At 63.8% G+C, this 16159-nt stretch carries 16 protein-coding genes; 8 read left to right on the top strand and 8 right to left on the bottom strand.

The genetic code is table 11. From position 1 onward, the window contains the following. Positions 1–4 precede the first annotated feature (4 nt). Entirely contained in the window at positions 5–697 is a 693-nt protein-coding gene (locus HNP00_RS19475; RefSeq protein WP_184741367.1) for a tyrosine-protein phosphatase, read from the top strand. Between the two features lie 65 nt (positions 698–762). Here the strand turns inward: HNP00_RS19475 and HNP00_RS19480 are convergent, their stop codons facing one another. Next, positions 763–1812: a thioesterase domain-containing protein gene (locus HNP00_RS19480; protein WP_311770624.1), complete on the bottom strand. Its 1050-nt coding sequence runs from the start codon at positions 1810–1812 to the stop codon at positions 763–765. A 76-nt stretch (positions 1813–1888) separates the two neighbouring features. Then, on the bottom strand, positions 1889–2473 hold the full coding sequence (gene pyrE, locus HNP00_RS19485; RefSeq protein ID WP_184741368.1) for an orotate phosphoribosyltransferase: 585 nt from the start codon (positions 2471–2473) through the stop codon (positions 1889–1891). Between the two features lie 246 nt (positions 2474–2719). Between pyrE and HNP00_RS19490 the strand changes: the two genes are divergently transcribed. Further along, positions 2720–3361 carry an NAD(P)-binding domain-containing protein gene (locus HNP00_RS19490; protein WP_184741369.1) on the top strand — a complete coding sequence of 214 codons (642 nt, stop codon included), beginning with the start codon at positions 2720–2722 and terminating at the stop codon, positions 3359–3361. Positions 3362–3439: 78 nt separating this feature from the next. Here HNP00_RS19490 and HNP00_RS19495 read toward each other — a convergent pair whose 3' ends face one another. From HNP00_RS19495 to HNP00_RS19520, 6 genes are all read right to left on the bottom strand, one after another. Further along, complete coding sequence (locus HNP00_RS19495) at positions 3440–4351, bottom strand: sugar phosphate isomerase/epimerase (protein WP_184741370.1); 912 nt, start codon at positions 4349–4351, stop codon at positions 3440–3442. Continuing rightward, positions 4348–5565 carry a Gfo/Idh/MocA family protein gene (locus HNP00_RS19500; RefSeq protein WP_184741371.1) on the bottom strand — a complete coding sequence of 406 codons (1218 nt, stop codon included), beginning with the start codon at positions 5563–5565 and terminating at the stop codon, positions 4348–4350. The genes HNP00_RS19495 and HNP00_RS19500 overlap by 4 nt, the downstream gene beginning before the upstream one ends. Further along, the gene (locus tag HNP00_RS19505) at positions 5562–6407 is read right to left on the bottom strand and encodes a sugar phosphate isomerase/epimerase (RefSeq protein ID WP_184741372.1); all 846 of its coding nucleotides are present in this window, start codon (positions 6405–6407) and stop codon (positions 5562–5564) included. Before HNP00_RS19505 ends, HNP00_RS19500 begins: the two co-directional genes overlap by 4 nt. A 2-nt stretch (positions 6408–6409) precedes the next feature. Continuing rightward, positions 6410–7231 (bottom strand): carbohydrate ABC transporter permease, encoded by an 822-nt coding sequence (locus HNP00_RS19510; RefSeq protein WP_221451671.1) that lies wholly within the window; start codon positions 7229–7231, stop codon positions 6410–6412. A 95-nt stretch (positions 7232–7326) separates the two neighbouring features. Next, complete coding sequence (locus HNP00_RS19515) at positions 7327–8322, bottom strand: carbohydrate ABC transporter permease (protein WP_184741374.1); 996 nt, start codon at positions 8320–8322, stop codon at positions 7327–7329. Positions 8323–8334: 12 nt separating this feature from the next. After that, the gene (locus tag HNP00_RS19520; protein WP_184741375.1) at positions 8335–9690 is read right to left on the bottom strand and encodes an ABC transporter substrate-binding protein; all 1356 of its coding nucleotides are present in this window, start codon (positions 9688–9690) and stop codon (positions 8335–8337) included. Positions 9691–9875: 185 nt separating this feature from the next. Here HNP00_RS19520 and HNP00_RS19525 point away from each other — a divergent pair, with 185 nt between their 5' ends. From HNP00_RS19525 to HNP00_RS19550, 6 genes are all read left to right on the top strand, one after another. Beyond that, entirely contained in the window at positions 9876–10898 is a 1023-nt protein-coding gene (locus HNP00_RS19525; RefSeq protein ID WP_184741434.1) for a LacI family DNA-binding transcriptional regulator, read from the top strand. A gap of 75 nt (positions 10899–10973) precedes the next feature. Then, positions 10974–11795 carry an ammonia-dependent NAD(+) synthetase gene (gene nadE / locus HNP00_RS19530; RefSeq protein WP_184741376.1) on the top strand — a complete coding sequence of 274 codons (822 nt, stop codon included), beginning with the start codon at positions 10974–10976 and terminating at the stop codon, positions 11793–11795. 251 nt (positions 11796–12046) lie between these two features. Further along, complete coding sequence (locus HNP00_RS19535) at positions 12047–13786, top strand: AMP-binding protein (protein WP_184741377.1); 1740 nt, start codon at positions 12047–12049, stop codon at positions 13784–13786. Between the two features lie 29 nt (positions 13787–13815). Beyond that, positions 13816–14325, top strand: a complete 510-nt coding sequence (locus HNP00_RS19540; protein ID WP_184741378.1) for a MarR family winged helix-turn-helix transcriptional regulator — start codon at positions 13816–13818, stop codon at positions 14323–14325. Positions 14326–14491: 166 nt separating this feature from the next. Beyond that, positions 14492–15166, top strand: a complete 675-nt coding sequence (locus HNP00_RS19545) for a TenA family protein (protein ID WP_184741379.1) — start codon at positions 14492–14494, stop codon at positions 15164–15166. Positions 15167–15321: 155 nt separating this feature from the next. Further along, complete coding sequence (locus HNP00_RS19550; protein WP_184741380.1) at positions 15322–16149, top strand: sulfurtransferase; 828 nt, start codon at positions 15322–15324, stop codon at positions 16147–16149. Positions 16150–16159 lie beyond the last annotated feature (10 nt).

Genomic DNA, 16159 nt, shown 5'->3' on the forward strand with positions numbered 1-16159 from the left:
AACCATGGCTGTGCTGAACCTGCGTTCCCTGGCCGGCGGCCGGATCCTCAGAGGCAGCCAGCCATTCGGCATGGACGCGGCGGCGACCGCCGCCTTCTTTGAACTGCATGGGATCCAGACGGTCATGGATTTGCGCAGCGGGTACGAACGCGCCATCGTGCCGTGGCGACTGGCCAACGGCACGGGGTCCAACACTCCAGTGGAGCTCGTGGAGAACCCCCTCGATCCGCGTGTCGCCTCGGCCGGGCTCCAAACGATCCACACAGTCGAAGACCTTGGGGAGCTGTACCTGGGTTGGGTCCGGACACGCCCTGATTGGGTAGCGGAATCCCTCCGTCCCGCGGCCCAAGGCAAGCGGACACTCATCCACTGCTCCCTCGGCAAGGACCGCACCGGCGTCGTATCCGCATTGGCGCTCCTCGCGACCGGCACGGACCACGCAGCCGTTGTAGCGGACTACGCGGCCAGCACTGCAGCCCTGCCGCTGATGTTGGAGACCATGGCGGCGGCGTGGCGGCTGGCCGTCCCCGAAGTTCCGGAGGACGCGTTCAGTCCCTCGCTCATGCTGCTGCAATCCCCTGAGGCTGCCATGGAGTACTTCCTGGACGTGTTCGGGCGCGAGTTCGGAAGTGCGGCAGACTACCTGCACGACGCCGGACTGAGCGGCGCAGAGCTGGATGCGCTGCGGATGGCCTAGCCAGGGCCCACGCCGCCAGGGTTCCCTGGCCGAGCGAAGCGAGGTTAGGGGGCGGCGGGGATCGGTCAATTGATGACCACCCGCGAGCCGGCCCTGGGCAAGGGGAAAAGCTCGTTCTGCAGGTCATCGATGATCGGATTATAGACAAAGGGGTTCCACTGGGGACTCGCGTGGGCGGGCCGGGCGCCGTCGGTCCTGAGGCCCGTGGAGGCTATGTTGAGCGGGAACGTTTTGGCCCACGCCGCCCGGGCAGTCTCGTAGTTCACTGTGTCATCGCGGGGGTTTCCGATGAAGGCCAGGCGGGTATCCCCCAGCCTGTCCGTGAACCGAGTGCCGTCGAAGTGGTAGATATAGTCCGATTCACTTTGAATCAGGACACTCGACGGTGCGATCGGCGATAGCTGCTCGAGGGTCTGGTCCCAAATCTGCCCCCACGTGCGTTCATGTTTGTTCACCACGCGCTCGCCCAGTTCGTAACCGCCGCGGAGCACCGACGGAACCTGGAAGCCACTCTCGTACAAGAACACCACGCCGTCGAACCAGCTTTGGTCGAGGATGTCGTACTTACTGAACGGCGAAGAATCCAACAGGACCAGTTTGACGCCGACGTCGTCCCGTTCACGCAGGAGGGCGGCCACTTCGGTGGCCAGCATGCCGCCGAAACTGTGGCCATAGAAGTAGAGCGTGTTCAGCTTCCGCTCATTGATATAGCCGATCACCGCGTCCGCCACCTCAGCGACGTCCAACCCCAGGTTGGAGTACCCGACGGCGGCCAGCTGGCCCCTCTGCCTCAGCGATCCTCGGAGGGAGTTGAGGATCCATTGGGCTTCTTCCCAGCTGGTCTTGTAACCGGGAAAGAGTATCCAACTCGAGTTGGGGTAAGAGGACTCCGCGAAGTCATCCCCCACGGGGAGAATCTTGGTGGTGCGGCGCTCGGCCTGGACCTGGCGGGTAAACAGCATGTCCGCCGCCAGCGCCGTCGAAGCGCCAGCGCCAATCAGGAAGGTCCGACGGGAAAAACTCTTCAGCTCGGCAGCATGGCGGAGAACCTGGGCAAGGGAGCCCGGGTCCTGCCAGCGCTGCTTACGAGGGATTTTCCCCGCCTGAAAGTTCACGCAGCCAGCTTAGGCGTTTCGGCCGACCGGCACACGGCCCTTCAAGCGCGTTCGAGCCTCAGCTAGTCTGGGCCAGTTAGTCGAGGCCGAGCTCGTCCTTGCCGAAGGCGAAGAGGTAGGGCACGCCGGTTTCGGCTTCGATCTTTTCCTTGGCACCGGTGTTGCGGTCCACGATCACGGCTACCGCCACCACGTTGCCACCGGCCTTGCGGACACCTTCGACGGCGGTCAGTGCCGAGCCCCCGGTGGTGGACGTGTCCTCGAGAACCACCACGTTGCGGCCTTCGACGGAGGGGCCCTCCACCTGCCGGCCCATGCCGTAGGACTTCTGGGCCTTGCGTACGACGAAGGCGTCAACGGCGCGGCCGGCATCAGCAGCTGCGTGCATCACGGCGGTCCCCACCGGGTCCGCTCCCATCGTCAGGCCACCGGCGCACTCAACGGCAATTCCGGCGTCGTCGATCATGGACAACATGACCTGGCCAACCAGCTTGGACGCCTCGTGGTGGAGGGTGATGCGCCGCAAGTCGATGTAGTAGTCCGCCTCGGCACCGCTGGAAAGGATCACCTTGCCGCGAACCACCGCCAGTTCTTTGATCAATTCAAGGAGGCGGGCACGGGCGGCGGCAGCGTCAGCTGCAGGGATACTGGCGGGAGTCATGGTGCCTATTCTACGTAAAGCCGTTGGAGGCGACAGAACGGGCGGCGTCAGGCAATGTCCACGACGCGCGTCACGACCTTCGACACGCTGAATGCCCGGCGACGCCGGAATTCCGGTGTCGTGGGGCATTCTGGGTGGCGCGAAGAAAATCCCGCGTCGCCGGGGCGCTGCTCCGGTCCGCACGTCCCACGCGTCACCCACCGTAACCTTCGAAATATCCGCGCAGGGGCCGGTGTTGGCGCAAACATGACAACAATCGGAATCATCGGTGCAGGACACATTGGCAGCCAGGTCGCCCGCAAAGCGGTTGAACTCGGCTATGACGTAGTGATCAGCAACTCGCGGGGGCCGGAAACCCTTGCAGAACTGGTGACGGAGCTAGGCCCACGGGCCCGCGCCGCAACACCGGCCGAGGCAGCAGCGGCGGGCGATTTCGCCGTCGTCACCCTTCCCCTTAAGAGCTACCAGGACATCCCCGCGGAACCGCTCGAGGGCAAGATTGTGATCGACACGAACAACTACTACTGGGAGCGCGATGGCCGTATCCCGGCCTTGGACGCCGGCGAAGCCACCACGTCCGGGCTGCTGCAAAAGCACCTGCCCACGTCCAAAGTGGCCAAGGGCTTCAACCACATCATGGCGAAGGAGATCACCTCCGACGGCACCCCGGCAGGCACCGTGAACCGTCGCGCGCTTGCCACAGCCAGCGACTACCCTGAGGCCTCCGAGCTCGTGGCGAAGCTCTACGACGAGTTCGGCTTCGACACCGTCAACATTGGACCGCTCGACGAGAGCTGGCGCGCGGAGCGTGACCGCCCTGCGTATGTGATTCGGCAGAACGCCGCCGAACTCAAGGACAACCTGGCTAAGGCAACGCGCACCATCTGAGCGACCCTCAAACAACACAGCAGCCGCTTGCTTCCGAAGAGCAAGCGGCTGCTTGAGCGCTTAAGGAGAGTGGCGCCGTCAGGATGCCGGAGAGCGATCGACGACGGCGAGCCCAGCCAAAGCGGCTGCCTTGCGGACGTACTCCAAGTTAGACGCGGTCCGCTCCTCCAAGGGAAGCTCGGTGGAAAAGTCCTCCAGCGTGACCCAGGAGTCGTAGCCAACATCTGCGAGCGCCCGGAAGTAGCCGAGGACGCTTGCCTGGCCCTCGGCCAAGGGAGCCCATTCGTTGACCCAGACGGCTGCGCCCGATTCGTCCTTCGTGTCGGTGCGGACCCAGCGGGCGTTCTTCACATGGACATGTGCCAAATAAGGGCCGAGGAGCTGGAGCGCAGGCAAAGGCGATTCCCAGCCCTCGATGAGCAAATTGCCGAGGTCATGGATGACGCCGACGTGCTGGGGATCCATGCCTTCCAGCAATCGCCGGGCCGAGGAGGCAGACGCGGTCACGGTTCCATGGTGCAGTTCCACGAGCGCCTTGACGCCATGGTGTGCTGCGCGGGCAGCAACCCACTCATAGTGTTCCCGGGTAGCAGCGAAGAGATCCGGGTAGGACAGTCCTGTCGGTTCCTGGCCGCCCATATTCGAGTTGCCCAGCGGCAGCACGTTCACGCGGACTTGTTTGGCACCCAAAGCTGCAGTGGCAGCGAGGACGCGATCGACGTCGTCGTGGTTGTCGCAGCGTGCATAGCCGCCGAGACCCGAGAATTCCAGCCCTGACTCAGCGGTGAGGCGGGCAATCTCAGGGATCGAGTCTTCCAAACCCGTCATCGGCCACGTAGCACGATTCCCCGCCCAGAAGCCCGGCTCCGCCGCCTCGGCTTGGTCCGTGACGCGCCATTCGATGCCGTCCCACCCCTGGGCTGCAAGCTTCGTGGCGGCTTCTTGCGGCGACCATTCGGGTGTGGATGCAGTGAACACCGAAAACTTCATGCCGAAACCCCTTCGCGGTGGGAAGCAGAGTTAGCGTCGGCGCTGCCCGTGCGGACCTCCACGTTGTTGTACTTGCCAGCGATGACATCGGCGATCAGCACGGGCAGGCCCAGGGTGGCGGAGACATACAAGGCACGCACGGTAGCCAATGCTGTCACGGCGTCCTGCACAGTGACGCCCGCGGGGCGTCCTTCCCGGATCGCTGCGACGATGTCGCGGTACTGGCGGACATGACCAGCAGGGTACACGGTGGGGTCCAGCGCCTCCACTTTGTCGTCCGGGTATTTGGCGAGTTCGACGGCGGCCTGGTTTCCGCCGCCGAGGATGCCCATGGCGCTGCTTTGCGAAGGATCGGCAGCGTCGGACGCGTGGAAGTACTCAAGGTTGTCGTTGTCGATCACTGCGGAGCCCTTGCTGCCCATCACCTGGAGGCGGACGGTCAAGCCCGGATACGCCGCCGTCGTCGCGTGCAATACGGCAAGTGCGCCGGATTCAAAGGTCACGGTGGCCACGGCGGTGTCCTCCACCTCCACGCCTTCGTGGGCGAGCAATGCAGTTTGCGCGCTGATCTCGACAGGCCGGCCCAGGAACCACAGAAGCAGATCCACGGTGTGGACACCCTGGTTCATGATGGCGCCACCGCCGTCCATGGCCCACGTTCCACGCCAGGCGCCGGAATCGTAATAGCCCTGGCTCCGCCACCAACTGACCGAGGCCACGGCGGAGGTCAGCGTGCCGAAGCGTCCGGCACGGCGAGCCTCGTCCACCACCCGGCTGGCCGGATCGAAGCGGTGTTGGCTGATGACGCTCGCCACCAAGCCCTTGGCCTCCGCAGCCTTGGCCGCAGCCAGGATTTCGTCCACCCGGCTCAAGTCGACATCAAGCGGCTTTTCGATCACGACGTGCTTGCCGGCGTCGAGCGCTTCCAGCGCTTGCTGGATGTGCAGCCCACTGGGTGTCGCGATGATGACCAGGTCCACCGGAGCGCTCGCGAACGCCTCGCGCAGCGTCAGGAAGACCGCGGGCTTCGGGTCTCCCTGGTCTTCGATCTTGGCGGCAAGCGCCTCGGAAGCCTCGGGAATCTCGTCCACGAGCGCCGTGATGACGACCTCCGGGAACTCACGGACCGCAGCCGCGTGCGTACGGCCGATGACGCCGCACCCCACGATTACTGCCTGGATGGGTGCGTTGGTGTTCTTTTTTCCCTCAGTCATTTGGTTTCCACTCCTGCTTCATTGAGGACTTTTGCGAACGCCCTTGCGGCGATGCCAAACGCCGTCGGGCCGGAGAAACCGCCCAGGCCATGGGCACCGGCAAGATGCGGTTCGAGGCTGGCGAAGCCGGTGTAGCCGTCGGCCTTCAGTGCTTCAACCGTGCGGAGGACATCGCCGTCGCCTTCGCCCGCCGGGACCACCGTGGCGTTCGAAAACAATGCATCTTTGACCTGCAGGTATTCAAGGTGCGGCCGCAGCTTCGCGTAACCCTCGTCGAAGGGCTTGACGCCCACCTGGACGAAGTTGGCCGGATCCCAAGCCACTTTGAGTGCGGGAGAGGCGACGGTTTCGATGATGTCCAGGACGCGCTCCGGGATGTCACCGAAAATGTCCTTCTCGTTTTCGTGCAGCAGGACGACGCCGGCCCCTTCCGCCACCTCCGCGAGGGCACGCATGCGTTCGATGACGTCATCCCGGATGCTCTCCACCGCTACGTCTTCGCCGTAGTAGAAGGAGAAGATCCGGATGTAGCGGGATTCCAGGACACGCGCGGCGTTGACTGCGCGGCGGAGCCGTTCCACCTCGTGCTCCACGGGTAGGGAAACGTCCACTTTCCCGATCGGCGAGGCGATCGCGGAAACCTTCATGTCCGCGGCATCCAGCAAAGACTTCAGTTCACGGAGCTGCGCGTCATCCAGATCCACGATGTTGGTGCCCCAGGCGCTGCGGACTTCAATGTGGTTGGCGCCCAATGCCTGCATCACGGCAATCTGGATCTTGGGGTCGTCGTCGATCTCGTCACCGAAGCCCGAGAGCTCCCATTCAACAGCTGGCGTGCTCATAACTACTTAACTCCTCCGGCGGTCAGGCCGCCCACTAGGTAACGCTGGAAAATCAGGTACAGGATGACCACCGGGGCAGCACACACAAGGGAGGCTGCCATCATCTGGCCGTAGAAGGGAATCGCGCCGCCTTCTTGCGAAGCACCGAAGACTTGGAGCGCGACGGCGGCGGTCTGGCTTTCGGGTCGGGTCATGACAGAGGCGAAGAGGACGTCGTTCCAGCCGAGCAGGAAGGCGAAAATACCGGAAACGACGACGCCGGGCCAGCTCAGCGGGAGGATGATCCGCACCAGCACGCCCAGGTTACTGGCGCCGTCGATCCTTGCCGCCTCTTCGAGTTCGCGCGGCAGGCCGCGCAGATAGGTGACCATCACCCAGGTGGAGAACGGCATCGCGAACGTCAGGTAGGTCACGAACAGGCCCCACTGCGTGCCGATGACCTGGATGCCAAGGTAGCTGGCGGCCGAAGAGAACAGCACGAAGACCGGCAGCACCATGAGGGTACCTGGCACCGATTGCAGCGCGAGCAGCCCGCGAAGGATCGTGAGGCGGCCGCGGAACTGGTAGCGGACCAGGACGTAGGCGGTGGCGATCGACATCAGCGCGGAGACCACGGCGGTGGAACCGGCCACGAGAACGCTGTTGGCCAAGCCGGTGGCCAGGCCGACGCTCGACCAGATCGTGGAGTAATTCTCAAAGGAGAACGTGGAAGGGAAGAACTCGCCCCGGGCAACGCCGATGTCCGAGTTCACGGACGCCAGGAAGATGTAGACCACCGGAATAAGCACCAGGGCACACAACGCCGTCAAGATGATGGCAAGCATGGGACCTGGCAGGAGCTTGGTGACTTCGTGCTGGCGTTTGGAGCCCGGACGGAAGTCTTCGCTCGATTGGCGTCCGACGGCGGTAGTTGTGGTGCTCACTTTTTGCCTCCGGGGGTTTCGGCGTCGTCGAGTTTGACGGCCCGCAGATAGACGAACAAGGGGATCGCGATCAGGATCAGCGAAATGAACGCCATGGCGGCGCTGAGCCCGAACCTGAAGCTCTGGAAGCTGGTGACGTAGGTGAGGATCGGGAGGAGCTCCACATCGGACGGTGCCGGCACACCGAACAGGACGAACGGCAAGGTGAAGTTGTTGATGTGGTGCAGCATGCCGATCAGGAACGCCAAGGCGAGCGGGCCCTTGAGGTAAGGGAAGACCACATAGCGGAGCTTGTTCCACCAGAGGGCACCGTCCAGGGCCGAAGCTTCGTGGACTTCATGGTCCACGGACTGCAGCCCGGACAAGGCCAGCAGGTAGACGAACGGCCACGATGCCCAGATCTGGACCAGGATCAGCGTCCAATATGACTGGGGCCCGTTGAGCCAGAGTCCGGGGTCGATACCTACCGAATGCAGCGCCGAGTCGATGACGCTGCCCGGCTGGAACATTGTCCGCCACACCGTGGCCACCACGAAGGATGGCAGGACATAGGGGATCAGGAAGACGGAGCGGATCACTGCGCGGCCCTTGAATGCGTTCTGGGTCGCGACTGCTCCTGCTATGCCGAGCGGGATAGTGACCACCATGGCGAGCAGCGAGTAGCTGACGCTGAGCCAGATGGCGTGCAACAAAGGTGACGCGGTCAGCGCTTCGACGAAGTTCTGCACTCCGATGAACGGAGCGCTGACCCATTTGCGCAGCGAGTACTGGTCCAGGTCCAGCCCTGACATGAAGATGCCGAGCAGGAGCGGTACCACGATGATGATCACCATCAGCAGGCCGCCTGGGATGAGCATCCACAAGGGGCGGTTGCGCTCGCTCAGCCCCTTGCGGCGCTGCGGCGCGTTCTCCGGCGACTGCGGGCCCGGCGTGGCAGCATGGGACGATTTGCGGCGCGATGGCTTGCCCGCAGTCAATGAATCGGTGGACATGTCAGTTCCTACTTACTTTGAAGCCCGGTCAAGTGAGGCCTGGCCCTTGGTTTGTGCGTCCTTGAGGCGAGCCTGCAGGCTCGAATCGTCCACGGAACCCTTGGAGAGATCGGGGATCGACTGGACCACTACGTTGACGAGGGCCAACTGAATGTCGCCCCAAGCGCCGGTGAAAGGCGTTGCCTTGGACTTGGCAGCAGTATCGGCAACCGGTTGGAGCGTTGGGTTACTCAGGGACTTCAGTGCCTCTGCGTTGGCGGGCAGGTCTCCGAAGATCTTCTGGTAGTTCAGCTGCTCGTCCTTGGACGTGATGAGGTTGATGTAAGCGAAGGCCAGGTCTTTTTGCTTCGAGTAATCGGCAACAACCACGTTGTCACCGGAGAGGATGCTGGCCGCGTTGGCTGCGTCGCCCTTCGGAGAGGTCTCGCCCGGGGCCGTGGTCGGCATGGTTGCGTAGGCATACTTACCAGCAACAACGGACTTCTCGAGCGTCGGGACGGAACTTGAGGTGGTCATCATCAGATAGCCGGCCTTGCCGCTCGCGAATGCCGCCAGGGCGTTGCTGTTGCTCCAGCCAACAGAGGCCGGATCGACAACCTTATCTTTGGTGAGCCATCCGAAGTACGTTTCGTAGGCCTTCTTGACTGTGGGGTCGTCGAGCTTGAGCGACTTGCCGTCCACCAGCGGATTGCCTGCCTGAACGGACATAGCCCAGATGAATTTCCACGGATCAAAGTTGTCCTTGTACCCGGTGGCAAGGCCGAAAGTACCGGTGCCGGGGTTGGTCATTTTCTTGGCCTGGACTGCGAGCTCGTCCCAGCTGGTGGCGGGCTTGTCGATTCCGGCGGCCTTCAAAAGGTCCTTGTTGTAGGCCATCACGAACGGCCGGCTGACGAACGGAATGCCTGCCTGGTGCTGGGCGTCCGGACCGGAGATGCCCAGGGCTGCCTGGTTGAACCGGTCCTTGCCGCCCACTTTCTTCCAGTCGTCGTCGGACAACGTCACGAAGGCCTTGGTTGCATATGCCGTGGGGGTGAAGGTGGTACCCAGGCTGTAGACGTCCGGACCTTGACCCGACACCACAGAGGTCTGGATCCGGGTCAGTTCATCGTTGGCCGTCGCGAACGTTTCGAATTCGACGTCGGCGCCGGTCTGTGCCTTGAACTTGGCGGCAATGTCAGTGAACCACTGCTTCTGCTGTGCCGGATAGTTTGCGTTGGAGTTGACCAGGACGCTCAGCTTCTTGCCCTTTCCGTCAACGGGGCCGGCGCTCCCCCCGGAGCTGGTGCTCCCGCCTCCGCAGGCGGTCAAAGCCAGGGCCGCTGCTACTGCAACAGCGGCAAATTTGGCGGACGATGCAAACTTCATTGTTTTCCTCCCTGGAGACCCGATGGCCTCAATGGCGTGGTGCGCGTCACATCGGGTGATTTCTCCGAGTCTAGGCACGCGCAACAAGGATGACAAGCGATTGCCAAAAATTGTCATCGGTGCTGCAATTGTGGGACAAGTCACTCGTCGTTGAGGGGCTGCGGCAGATGAGGAACACCCAGACCATGGCAGAACTCCAGCTCCAGTCACCGGGCAAGCAGCCCACTATCCGGGACGTCGCCGAGCTCGCGGGAGTAGCTACGTCCACTGTCTCGCGGGCCCTGACCAAACCCGGGAGGGTGAACCATGTGACGCGCGAGCGGATCGAAGAGGCAGCCGCGAAATTGAACTACATTCCAAGCTCGCAGGCCCGCGGGCTCAGTTCCGGACGCACGCAAACGGTCGCCGTCCTGGTTCCGGACATCACCAACCCGTTCTACTTCGACATCATCCGCGGCACGCAGCACCAACTCAAGGCCGCAGGCTACACACAGCTGCTCGTCGACACCGAGGAATCAGCGGAGATGGAGGCAGATGCCCTACAAAAGATGCGCCGCTCAGCGGATGGCTTCATCCTTGCCGCGTCCCGACTGACGGACGAACAGCTCACCGAAGCAGCGGCACAGCAGCCCCTGGTCACCATCAACCGGGCTCCCGCCATTGCGCCCACGGTGGTGATCGATACGCCGTCGGCCATCATCCAGGCGCTGGAACACCTGGTCTCACTGGGCCACACGAGGATTTGCTTCGTCGGTGGCCCGGCTACCTCTTGGTCCAACGCCAAACGGTGGCAGGCGTTCCAGGTCGAGACCAAGGAGCGGGAATTGACCACATCCAGGGTGGGGCCGTTCGCGCCCAAGACGACATCCGGCGCGGCTGCAGCGGACGCCGCAGTGCACACAGGAGCCACGGCATGCATCGTCTTCAATGACCTGTTGGCCATAGGCATGCTGCAGCGCTTGCGCGAACGTGGCATCCGGGTGCCAGAAGACATGAGCATTGTGGGTTGCGACGACATCTTCGGAGCCGATTTCTGCAACCCGCCGCTGACCACCATGGCATCACCCATCGAACAGGCTGGACGCGTAGCCGTCTCCATGCTCCTTTCCCGGCTGAATCCCCAGTACGGCGGCACCAGCCGGCGTTTGGCCGTCATGCCCACGCACCTCACTGTTCGTGCGTCGACGGGGCCGGCACCGGAGCGGTAAATAGCCCGGGTGCGCGGCATGCGCATGAAGTGACACAGTTGAGTGTTTCAAGCACTCATTACTAGTGTTGGAGACATGCGCACACTCCAGGCCACGATCATTGCGGAAATGGGCGTCCAGCCCCGGATCGACCCTGCCGAGGAGGTCCGCAAACGCGTCACGTTCTTGAAGGAGTACCTCAAGGCCACGCAAACCAAGGGCTTCGTCCTTGGTATCTCCGGCGGGCTGGACTCCTCCCTCGCCGGGCGGCTCGCACAGCTGGCCGTCGAGGAACTCGAAACCGAGGGCATCGAGGCGAACTTTGTAGCGGTTCGGCTCCCCTATGGCACCCAGCACGACGAGGACGACGCCCAGGCCGCGCTGGACTTCATCCAGGCCAAGACCGAATGGACGTTCAACATCTCCCGGGCCGTTGACGGCTTCGAGGACGAGTTCGAAAAGACCACGGGCGCGCGCATCTCGGACTTCCACAAGGGCAACACGAAGGCCCGGGCACGCATGACCGCCCAGTACGCCCTCGCCGGCGAATACAACTACCTGGTGATCGGCACGGACCACGGAGCCGAGTCCGTCACCGGATTCTTCACCAAGTTCGGCGACGGGGGCGCGGACATCCTGCCGCTTTTCGGCCTGAACAAGCGGCAGAACCGCGCGCTCCTCGCGGAACTGGGGGCCCCTGCGCGGGTTTGGGAGAAGATTCCGACGGCGGACCTCCTCGACGGCACGCCCGGACGCACCGACGAGGATGAACTCGGTGTCAGCTACGACCAGATCGACGATTACCTTGAGGGCCGTGACATCCCCGAAGCCGCCGCAATGGTGATCGAGCAGAAGTACCTGCGGACCAAGCACAAGCGGACCGTTCCGGTCACCATTTTCGACACCTGGTGGAAGTAGCAGTCGCCTGAACCCCGGGCCTCCGTCACGCTGAGCGACTTTTTGCAGCGCACGACGGCGGCCTGCCGCGCCGTTGCTGGGGCGCCGCCGTCGTAATCCCGCAAAAGCGTGCCCGGCGTGACGGGACGCAGCCGCAAAACACCGCCTCTTCCAAACCCTTGGATGTCCTAGTATATTGCAGGTGAGGCGGATCACACGGCCAACTTGTCCCGGTCCGCACAGATCCCGTCCGCGCAGGCGAAAGGCAGACAATGACAGTCACCGACGACTTCCGCGCAGCCCGCGACCGGCTCCTCGAGCTGCGCACTGACTACTCCCAGGCACACAGCGAGTTCCAGTGGCCCCGCTTCAGTGAGTTCAACTTCGCCCTCGACTGGTTCGACCAGATCGCAGCCAACCCCGGCACCGCCAACAATCCTGCGCTGGTCATCGTCGAACAGGACGGAAGTTCCACGCGCCGCAGCTTCTCGGAGCTCTCTGCACGGTCCTCGCAGCTTGCCAACTGGCTCCGAGGGAAGGGCGTCCGCCGTGGCGACCGTATGATCATCATGCTAGGCAACCAGGTGGAGCTGTGGGAACTCATGCTCGCCGGGATCAAACTCGGACTGGTCCTGATCCCCACTACCACGCTCATGGGCCCACGTGACATCGCAGATCGCGTGGAGCGCGGCGGCGCCCGCTGGGCCGCCGTCGGGACCGCTAACATCGCCAAGTTCGCCGAGGTGCCGGGCGACTACGCCCTGATTGAAGTGGGCGACGGCGGCAAGGGCACCGAATCGGGCAGCCCGCGCGGCGCAGCCCTCCAGTACGCCGAATCCGACTCGGCCGAGACCGAATTCATCCCGGATGCCCCCACTGCCGCCGACGAAACGATGCTCCTCTACTTCACGTCGGGCACCACCTCCCGGGCCAAGCTGGTGGAGCACACCCACACGTCGTACCCCGTAGGGCACCTCTCCACGATGTATTGGATCGGCCTGGAACCCGGGGATGTCCACCTCAATGTGGCCTCCCCCGGCTGGGCAAAACACGCGTGGTCCAACGTTTTCACGCCGTGGATCGCCGAGGCCTGCGTTTTCGTTTACAACTACGATCGCTTCGACGCGAAGGCCCTCATGGAACAGATGGAGCGCGAGCGAGTCACGAGTTTCTGTGCTCCGCCCACCGTATGGCGCATGCTCATCCAGGCGGACCTGACCCTACTGAAGACTCCGCCCACCAAGGTGGTTTCGGCTGGCGAACCGCTCAACGCCGAGGTGATCGGGCAAGTGGAGAGGGCTTGGGGCCAGACCATCCGCGACGGCTTCGGACAAACGGAATCGACGGTCCAGGTCGCGAACACCCCGGGACAGCCGGTCAAGACCGGCTCCATGGGACGGCCGCTGCCGGGCTACGACGTCGTGCTTGTGGACCCGGCCACCGGCGAAGAGGCCGACGACGGCGAGCTGTGCTTGCGTTTGGACCCCCGGCCCGCGGGACTCATGAAGTCCTACTTCGGCGATCCTGACAAGACGGCCGAAGCCTTCCGCGACGGCTACTACCACACGGGCGACATGGCCAGCCGGGACGAGAACGGCGTCATCACCTACGTCGGACGCGGCGACGACGTCTTCAAGTCCTCTGACTACCGCTTGTCACCCTTCGAGCTCGAAAGCGTCCTGATCGAACACCCCGCAGTGGCGGAGGCCGCCGTCGTGCCTTCTCCGGATCCGGTCAAGCTCTCGGTACCCAAGGCATTCGTGGTGCTGGCCGCAGGGTACGAGCCCGGTCCGGCCGTGGCTGAGGACATCCTCAGGTACTGCCGGCAGCATCTGGCGCCGTTTAAGCGCATCCGTCGGCTCGAATTCGGCGAGTTGCCGAAGACGATTTCCGGCAAGATTCGGCGTGTCGAACTTCGAGGCACGGAGGTAGCCCGCCACGGCGACGGCCCGCTACCTGCCGGCCTGGGCGTCGAGTACACCGAGGACGAGTTCCCGAGCCTGAAAGAATAGGCAGCCACCAACCAATGTCAGGAGGCACCGTGGGCAGCCCGCTCCCCCGCGACCCCATCGCCGACGCCCAGCGAAACTGGGAACGCCACGGCTGGGGCGAAGTCGCCGCGCCCATGGCGGCCATCACCGCGATCATGCGCACCCAGCAGATCCTGCTGGCCCGGATCGAAGGCGTGTTGAAGCCGTTCGGCCTCACCTTCGCGCGTTACGAGCTCTTGGCGCTGCTCAGTTTCGCCCGCAGCGGCGCGCTGCCCATGAACAAAGCCAGTGCCCTGCTCCAGGTGCATCCGACGTCGGTCACCAACGCCGTCGACCGCCTCGAAAAGGCCGCCCTCGTCCTCCGATCCCCGCACCCCACGGACGGGCGCACCACGCTGATCGAGCTCACCGCGGAGGGCCGCACCCTCGCGAAGCGCGCGACGGCGGCACTCAACAGCGAGGTGTTCGGCCAGTCCGGTTTCGGCGACGAAGACGTGGAGCACCTGATCCGCGTCCTGGGAGACTTCCGCAAGGCCGCGGGCGACTTCACGGACGGCTGACGCGTTGCCTGTGTCGAGTGACGCCCCATGTCGTCCCCCGGGGCAACACCCCCCATCGTTTCCCCCACAGGCGCGGCGCCCCACAGTTCGGACTTTCTGCGTCATCCAGGCTTGCCTGCCGGCGCCGGCTGCTAGGCTCCGGTTCTGAACTTCCAGGAGGAACACTGTGGGCTTTGCCGAAGTACTCAGGAACAACTGCGCCGCAGATTGGGACGCAGCCGTCAACCATCCGTTCGTGGATCAGCTCTTGGACGGGAGCCTTTCCGACGATGACCTGCGCCGCTACCTCGTGCAGGATTACCAGTTCTGCGATGCGTTCACAGCGCTCCTAGGCCAGGCAGTTGCCTCATCACCGTCGCTTCCTTCGCGGCTCGTGTTCGCACGGGTGCTCGGGGCTTTCGCCTCGGACGAGAACACGTACTTCCAGGATTGCCTTGAGGAGTTATCCGTACCTGAGTCCGACCGGATAGCGCCTTCACTGGGTCCTGTGACCCGCGACTTCGATGCCCTCATGCGGAGCGCTATCGCCACGCGCTCCTACCCGGACGTGTTGGCTGTGGTACTGGTGGCGGAATGGTTGTACGGCGACTGGGCGACCCGGGCCGGCGACCCCGCTCTATGGCCGACAGCAGCGAAGCATTCGGAGTGGATCCGCCTGCACAACAACCCCGAGTACAACACGTGGGTTGAGTGGTTGCGGGCAGAGTTCAACGCCGTCGAGCCCGTCTCGGCCGAAGGCCGTGCCCGCGTGGCCGGGACGTTCGCCGAGGCCGTCCGGCTGGAACGCGCATTCTTCGACGCAGCGCTGGTCCCTGCGGACAGCCATGCTGAGGCCCGTTAGCCCCCTCCTGCGGATGGCGTATTCGAGTTCGATCAACCCCTGGTCCCTAGCTCTTCGCTCCGGCGAGGCCCAGCAGCGAGCCTTCGGATTCCACGCAGGACCGCATGGTGAGATTCTCATATCAAATAATGAGACGATGATTTAGTGTCGTGGGTATGAAACGTGAAGCCGTGGAACCCTTTGTCGACGTCGAATGGTGCAAGCAAAACCGTCGCCGCGTGGTGCTGGCGGATGTGCGCTGGTACCTCGACGGCAGCCCTGGCCGGGAGGCCTACGACGGCGGGCATATCCCCGGGGCCGTTTTCGTCGACCTGGATCGATGGCTTTCGGCTGAAGGCTCGCCGCTCGAAGGACGGAACCCGCTGCCTGCCCCGCATGATTTTGCCCTCGGGATGCGGGAAGTGGGAATCAGCGACGATGACATCGTGGTCGCGTATGACGACGCCGGCGGAGTCATCGCCGCACGCTTAGTCTGGATGCTGCGCGCCACAGGTCACAATTCGGCAATTCTGGATGGCGGCATGGCCAGCTATAAAGGGCCCCTGGAAACCGAACATCCTTCGAGGCCCACCGGACATTTCACCGCCAAACCGTGGCCCAGCGCCCGACTGGCCGAAATCCACGAGCTCTCAACCGAAGCAAATCTCGTGGTGGACGCACGCAACCGCGACCGCTTCGAAGGCAAGCAGGACCCCATCGATCCCAGGCCGGGGCATGTCCCGGGCGCGCGCAACGTACCGTGCAGGGAGAACCTGGATGCTTCCGGGAAACTGCACAGCAAGGCTGAGTTGCTGCGCATCTTCGCTGCGGCAGGCATCGCATCGGCCGAGAACGTCATCAGCTATTGCGGCTCCGGAGTGACGGCTTGCCACAATCTTTTGGCCCTGGAATTCGCCGGCCTCGGACGCGGCAGGCTCTTCACGGGCGGGTGGTCCCAATACGGCCACGCGCTCGAACTCCCGGTCGAGCTTGGACCCGCGTAGCAGGGCCCGT

This window comes from Arthrobacter sp. AZCC_0090, assembly GCF_014207375.1.
Lineage (GTDB): Bacteria > Actinomycetota > Actinomycetes > Actinomycetales > Micrococcaceae > Arthrobacter.

Bases quoted from the DNA above. Each gene is read 5' to 3' on its own strand.
- nadE (WP_184741376.1), top strand. From the start codon at position 10,974: ATGCGCACACTCCAGGCCACGATCATTGCGGAAATGGGCGTCCAGCCC.
- HNP00_RS19475 (WP_184741367.1), top strand. From the start codon at position 5: ATGGCTGTGCTGAACCTGCGTTCCCTGGCCGGCGGCCGGATCCTCAGA.
- HNP00_RS19510 (WP_221451671.1), bottom strand. From the start codon at position 7,231: ATGCTTGCCATCATCTTGACGGCGTTGTGTGCCCTGGTGCTTATTCCG.
- HNP00_RS19495 (WP_184741370.1), bottom strand. From the start codon at position 4,351: ATGAAGTTTTCGGTGTTCACTGCATCCACACCCGAATGGTCGCCGCAA.
- HNP00_RS19535 (WP_184741377.1), top strand. From the start codon at position 12,047: ATGACAGTCACCGACGACTTCCGCGCAGCCCGCGACCGGCTCCTCGAG.
- HNP00_RS19520 (WP_184741375.1), bottom strand. From the start codon at position 9,690: ATGAAGTTTGCATCGTCCGCCAAATTTGCCGCTGTTGCAGTAGCAGCG.
- HNP00_RS19515 (WP_184741374.1), bottom strand. From the start codon at position 8,322: ATGTCCACCGATTCATTGACTGCGGGCAAGCCATCGCGCCGCAAATCG.
- HNP00_RS19500 (WP_184741371.1), bottom strand. From the start codon at position 5,565: ATGACTGAGGGAAAAAAGAACACCAACGCACCCATCCAGGCAGTAATC.
- HNP00_RS19525 (WP_184741434.1), top strand. From the start codon at position 9,876: ATGGCAGAACTCCAGCTCCAGTCACCGGGCAAGCAGCCCACTATCCGG.
- pyrE (WP_184741368.1), bottom strand. From the start codon at position 2,473: ATGACTCCCGCCAGTATCCCTGCAGCTGACGCTGCCGCCGCCCGTGCC.
- HNP00_RS19490 (WP_184741369.1), top strand. From the start codon at position 2,720: ATGACAACAATCGGAATCATCGGTGCAGGACACATTGGCAGCCAGGTC.
- HNP00_RS19505 (WP_184741372.1), bottom strand. From the start codon at position 6,407: ATGAGCACGCCAGCTGTTGAATGGGAGCTCTCGGGCTTCGGTGACGAG.
- HNP00_RS19550 (WP_184741380.1), top strand. From the start codon at position 15,322: ATGAAACGTGAAGCCGTGGAACCCTTTGTCGACGTCGAATGGTGCAAG.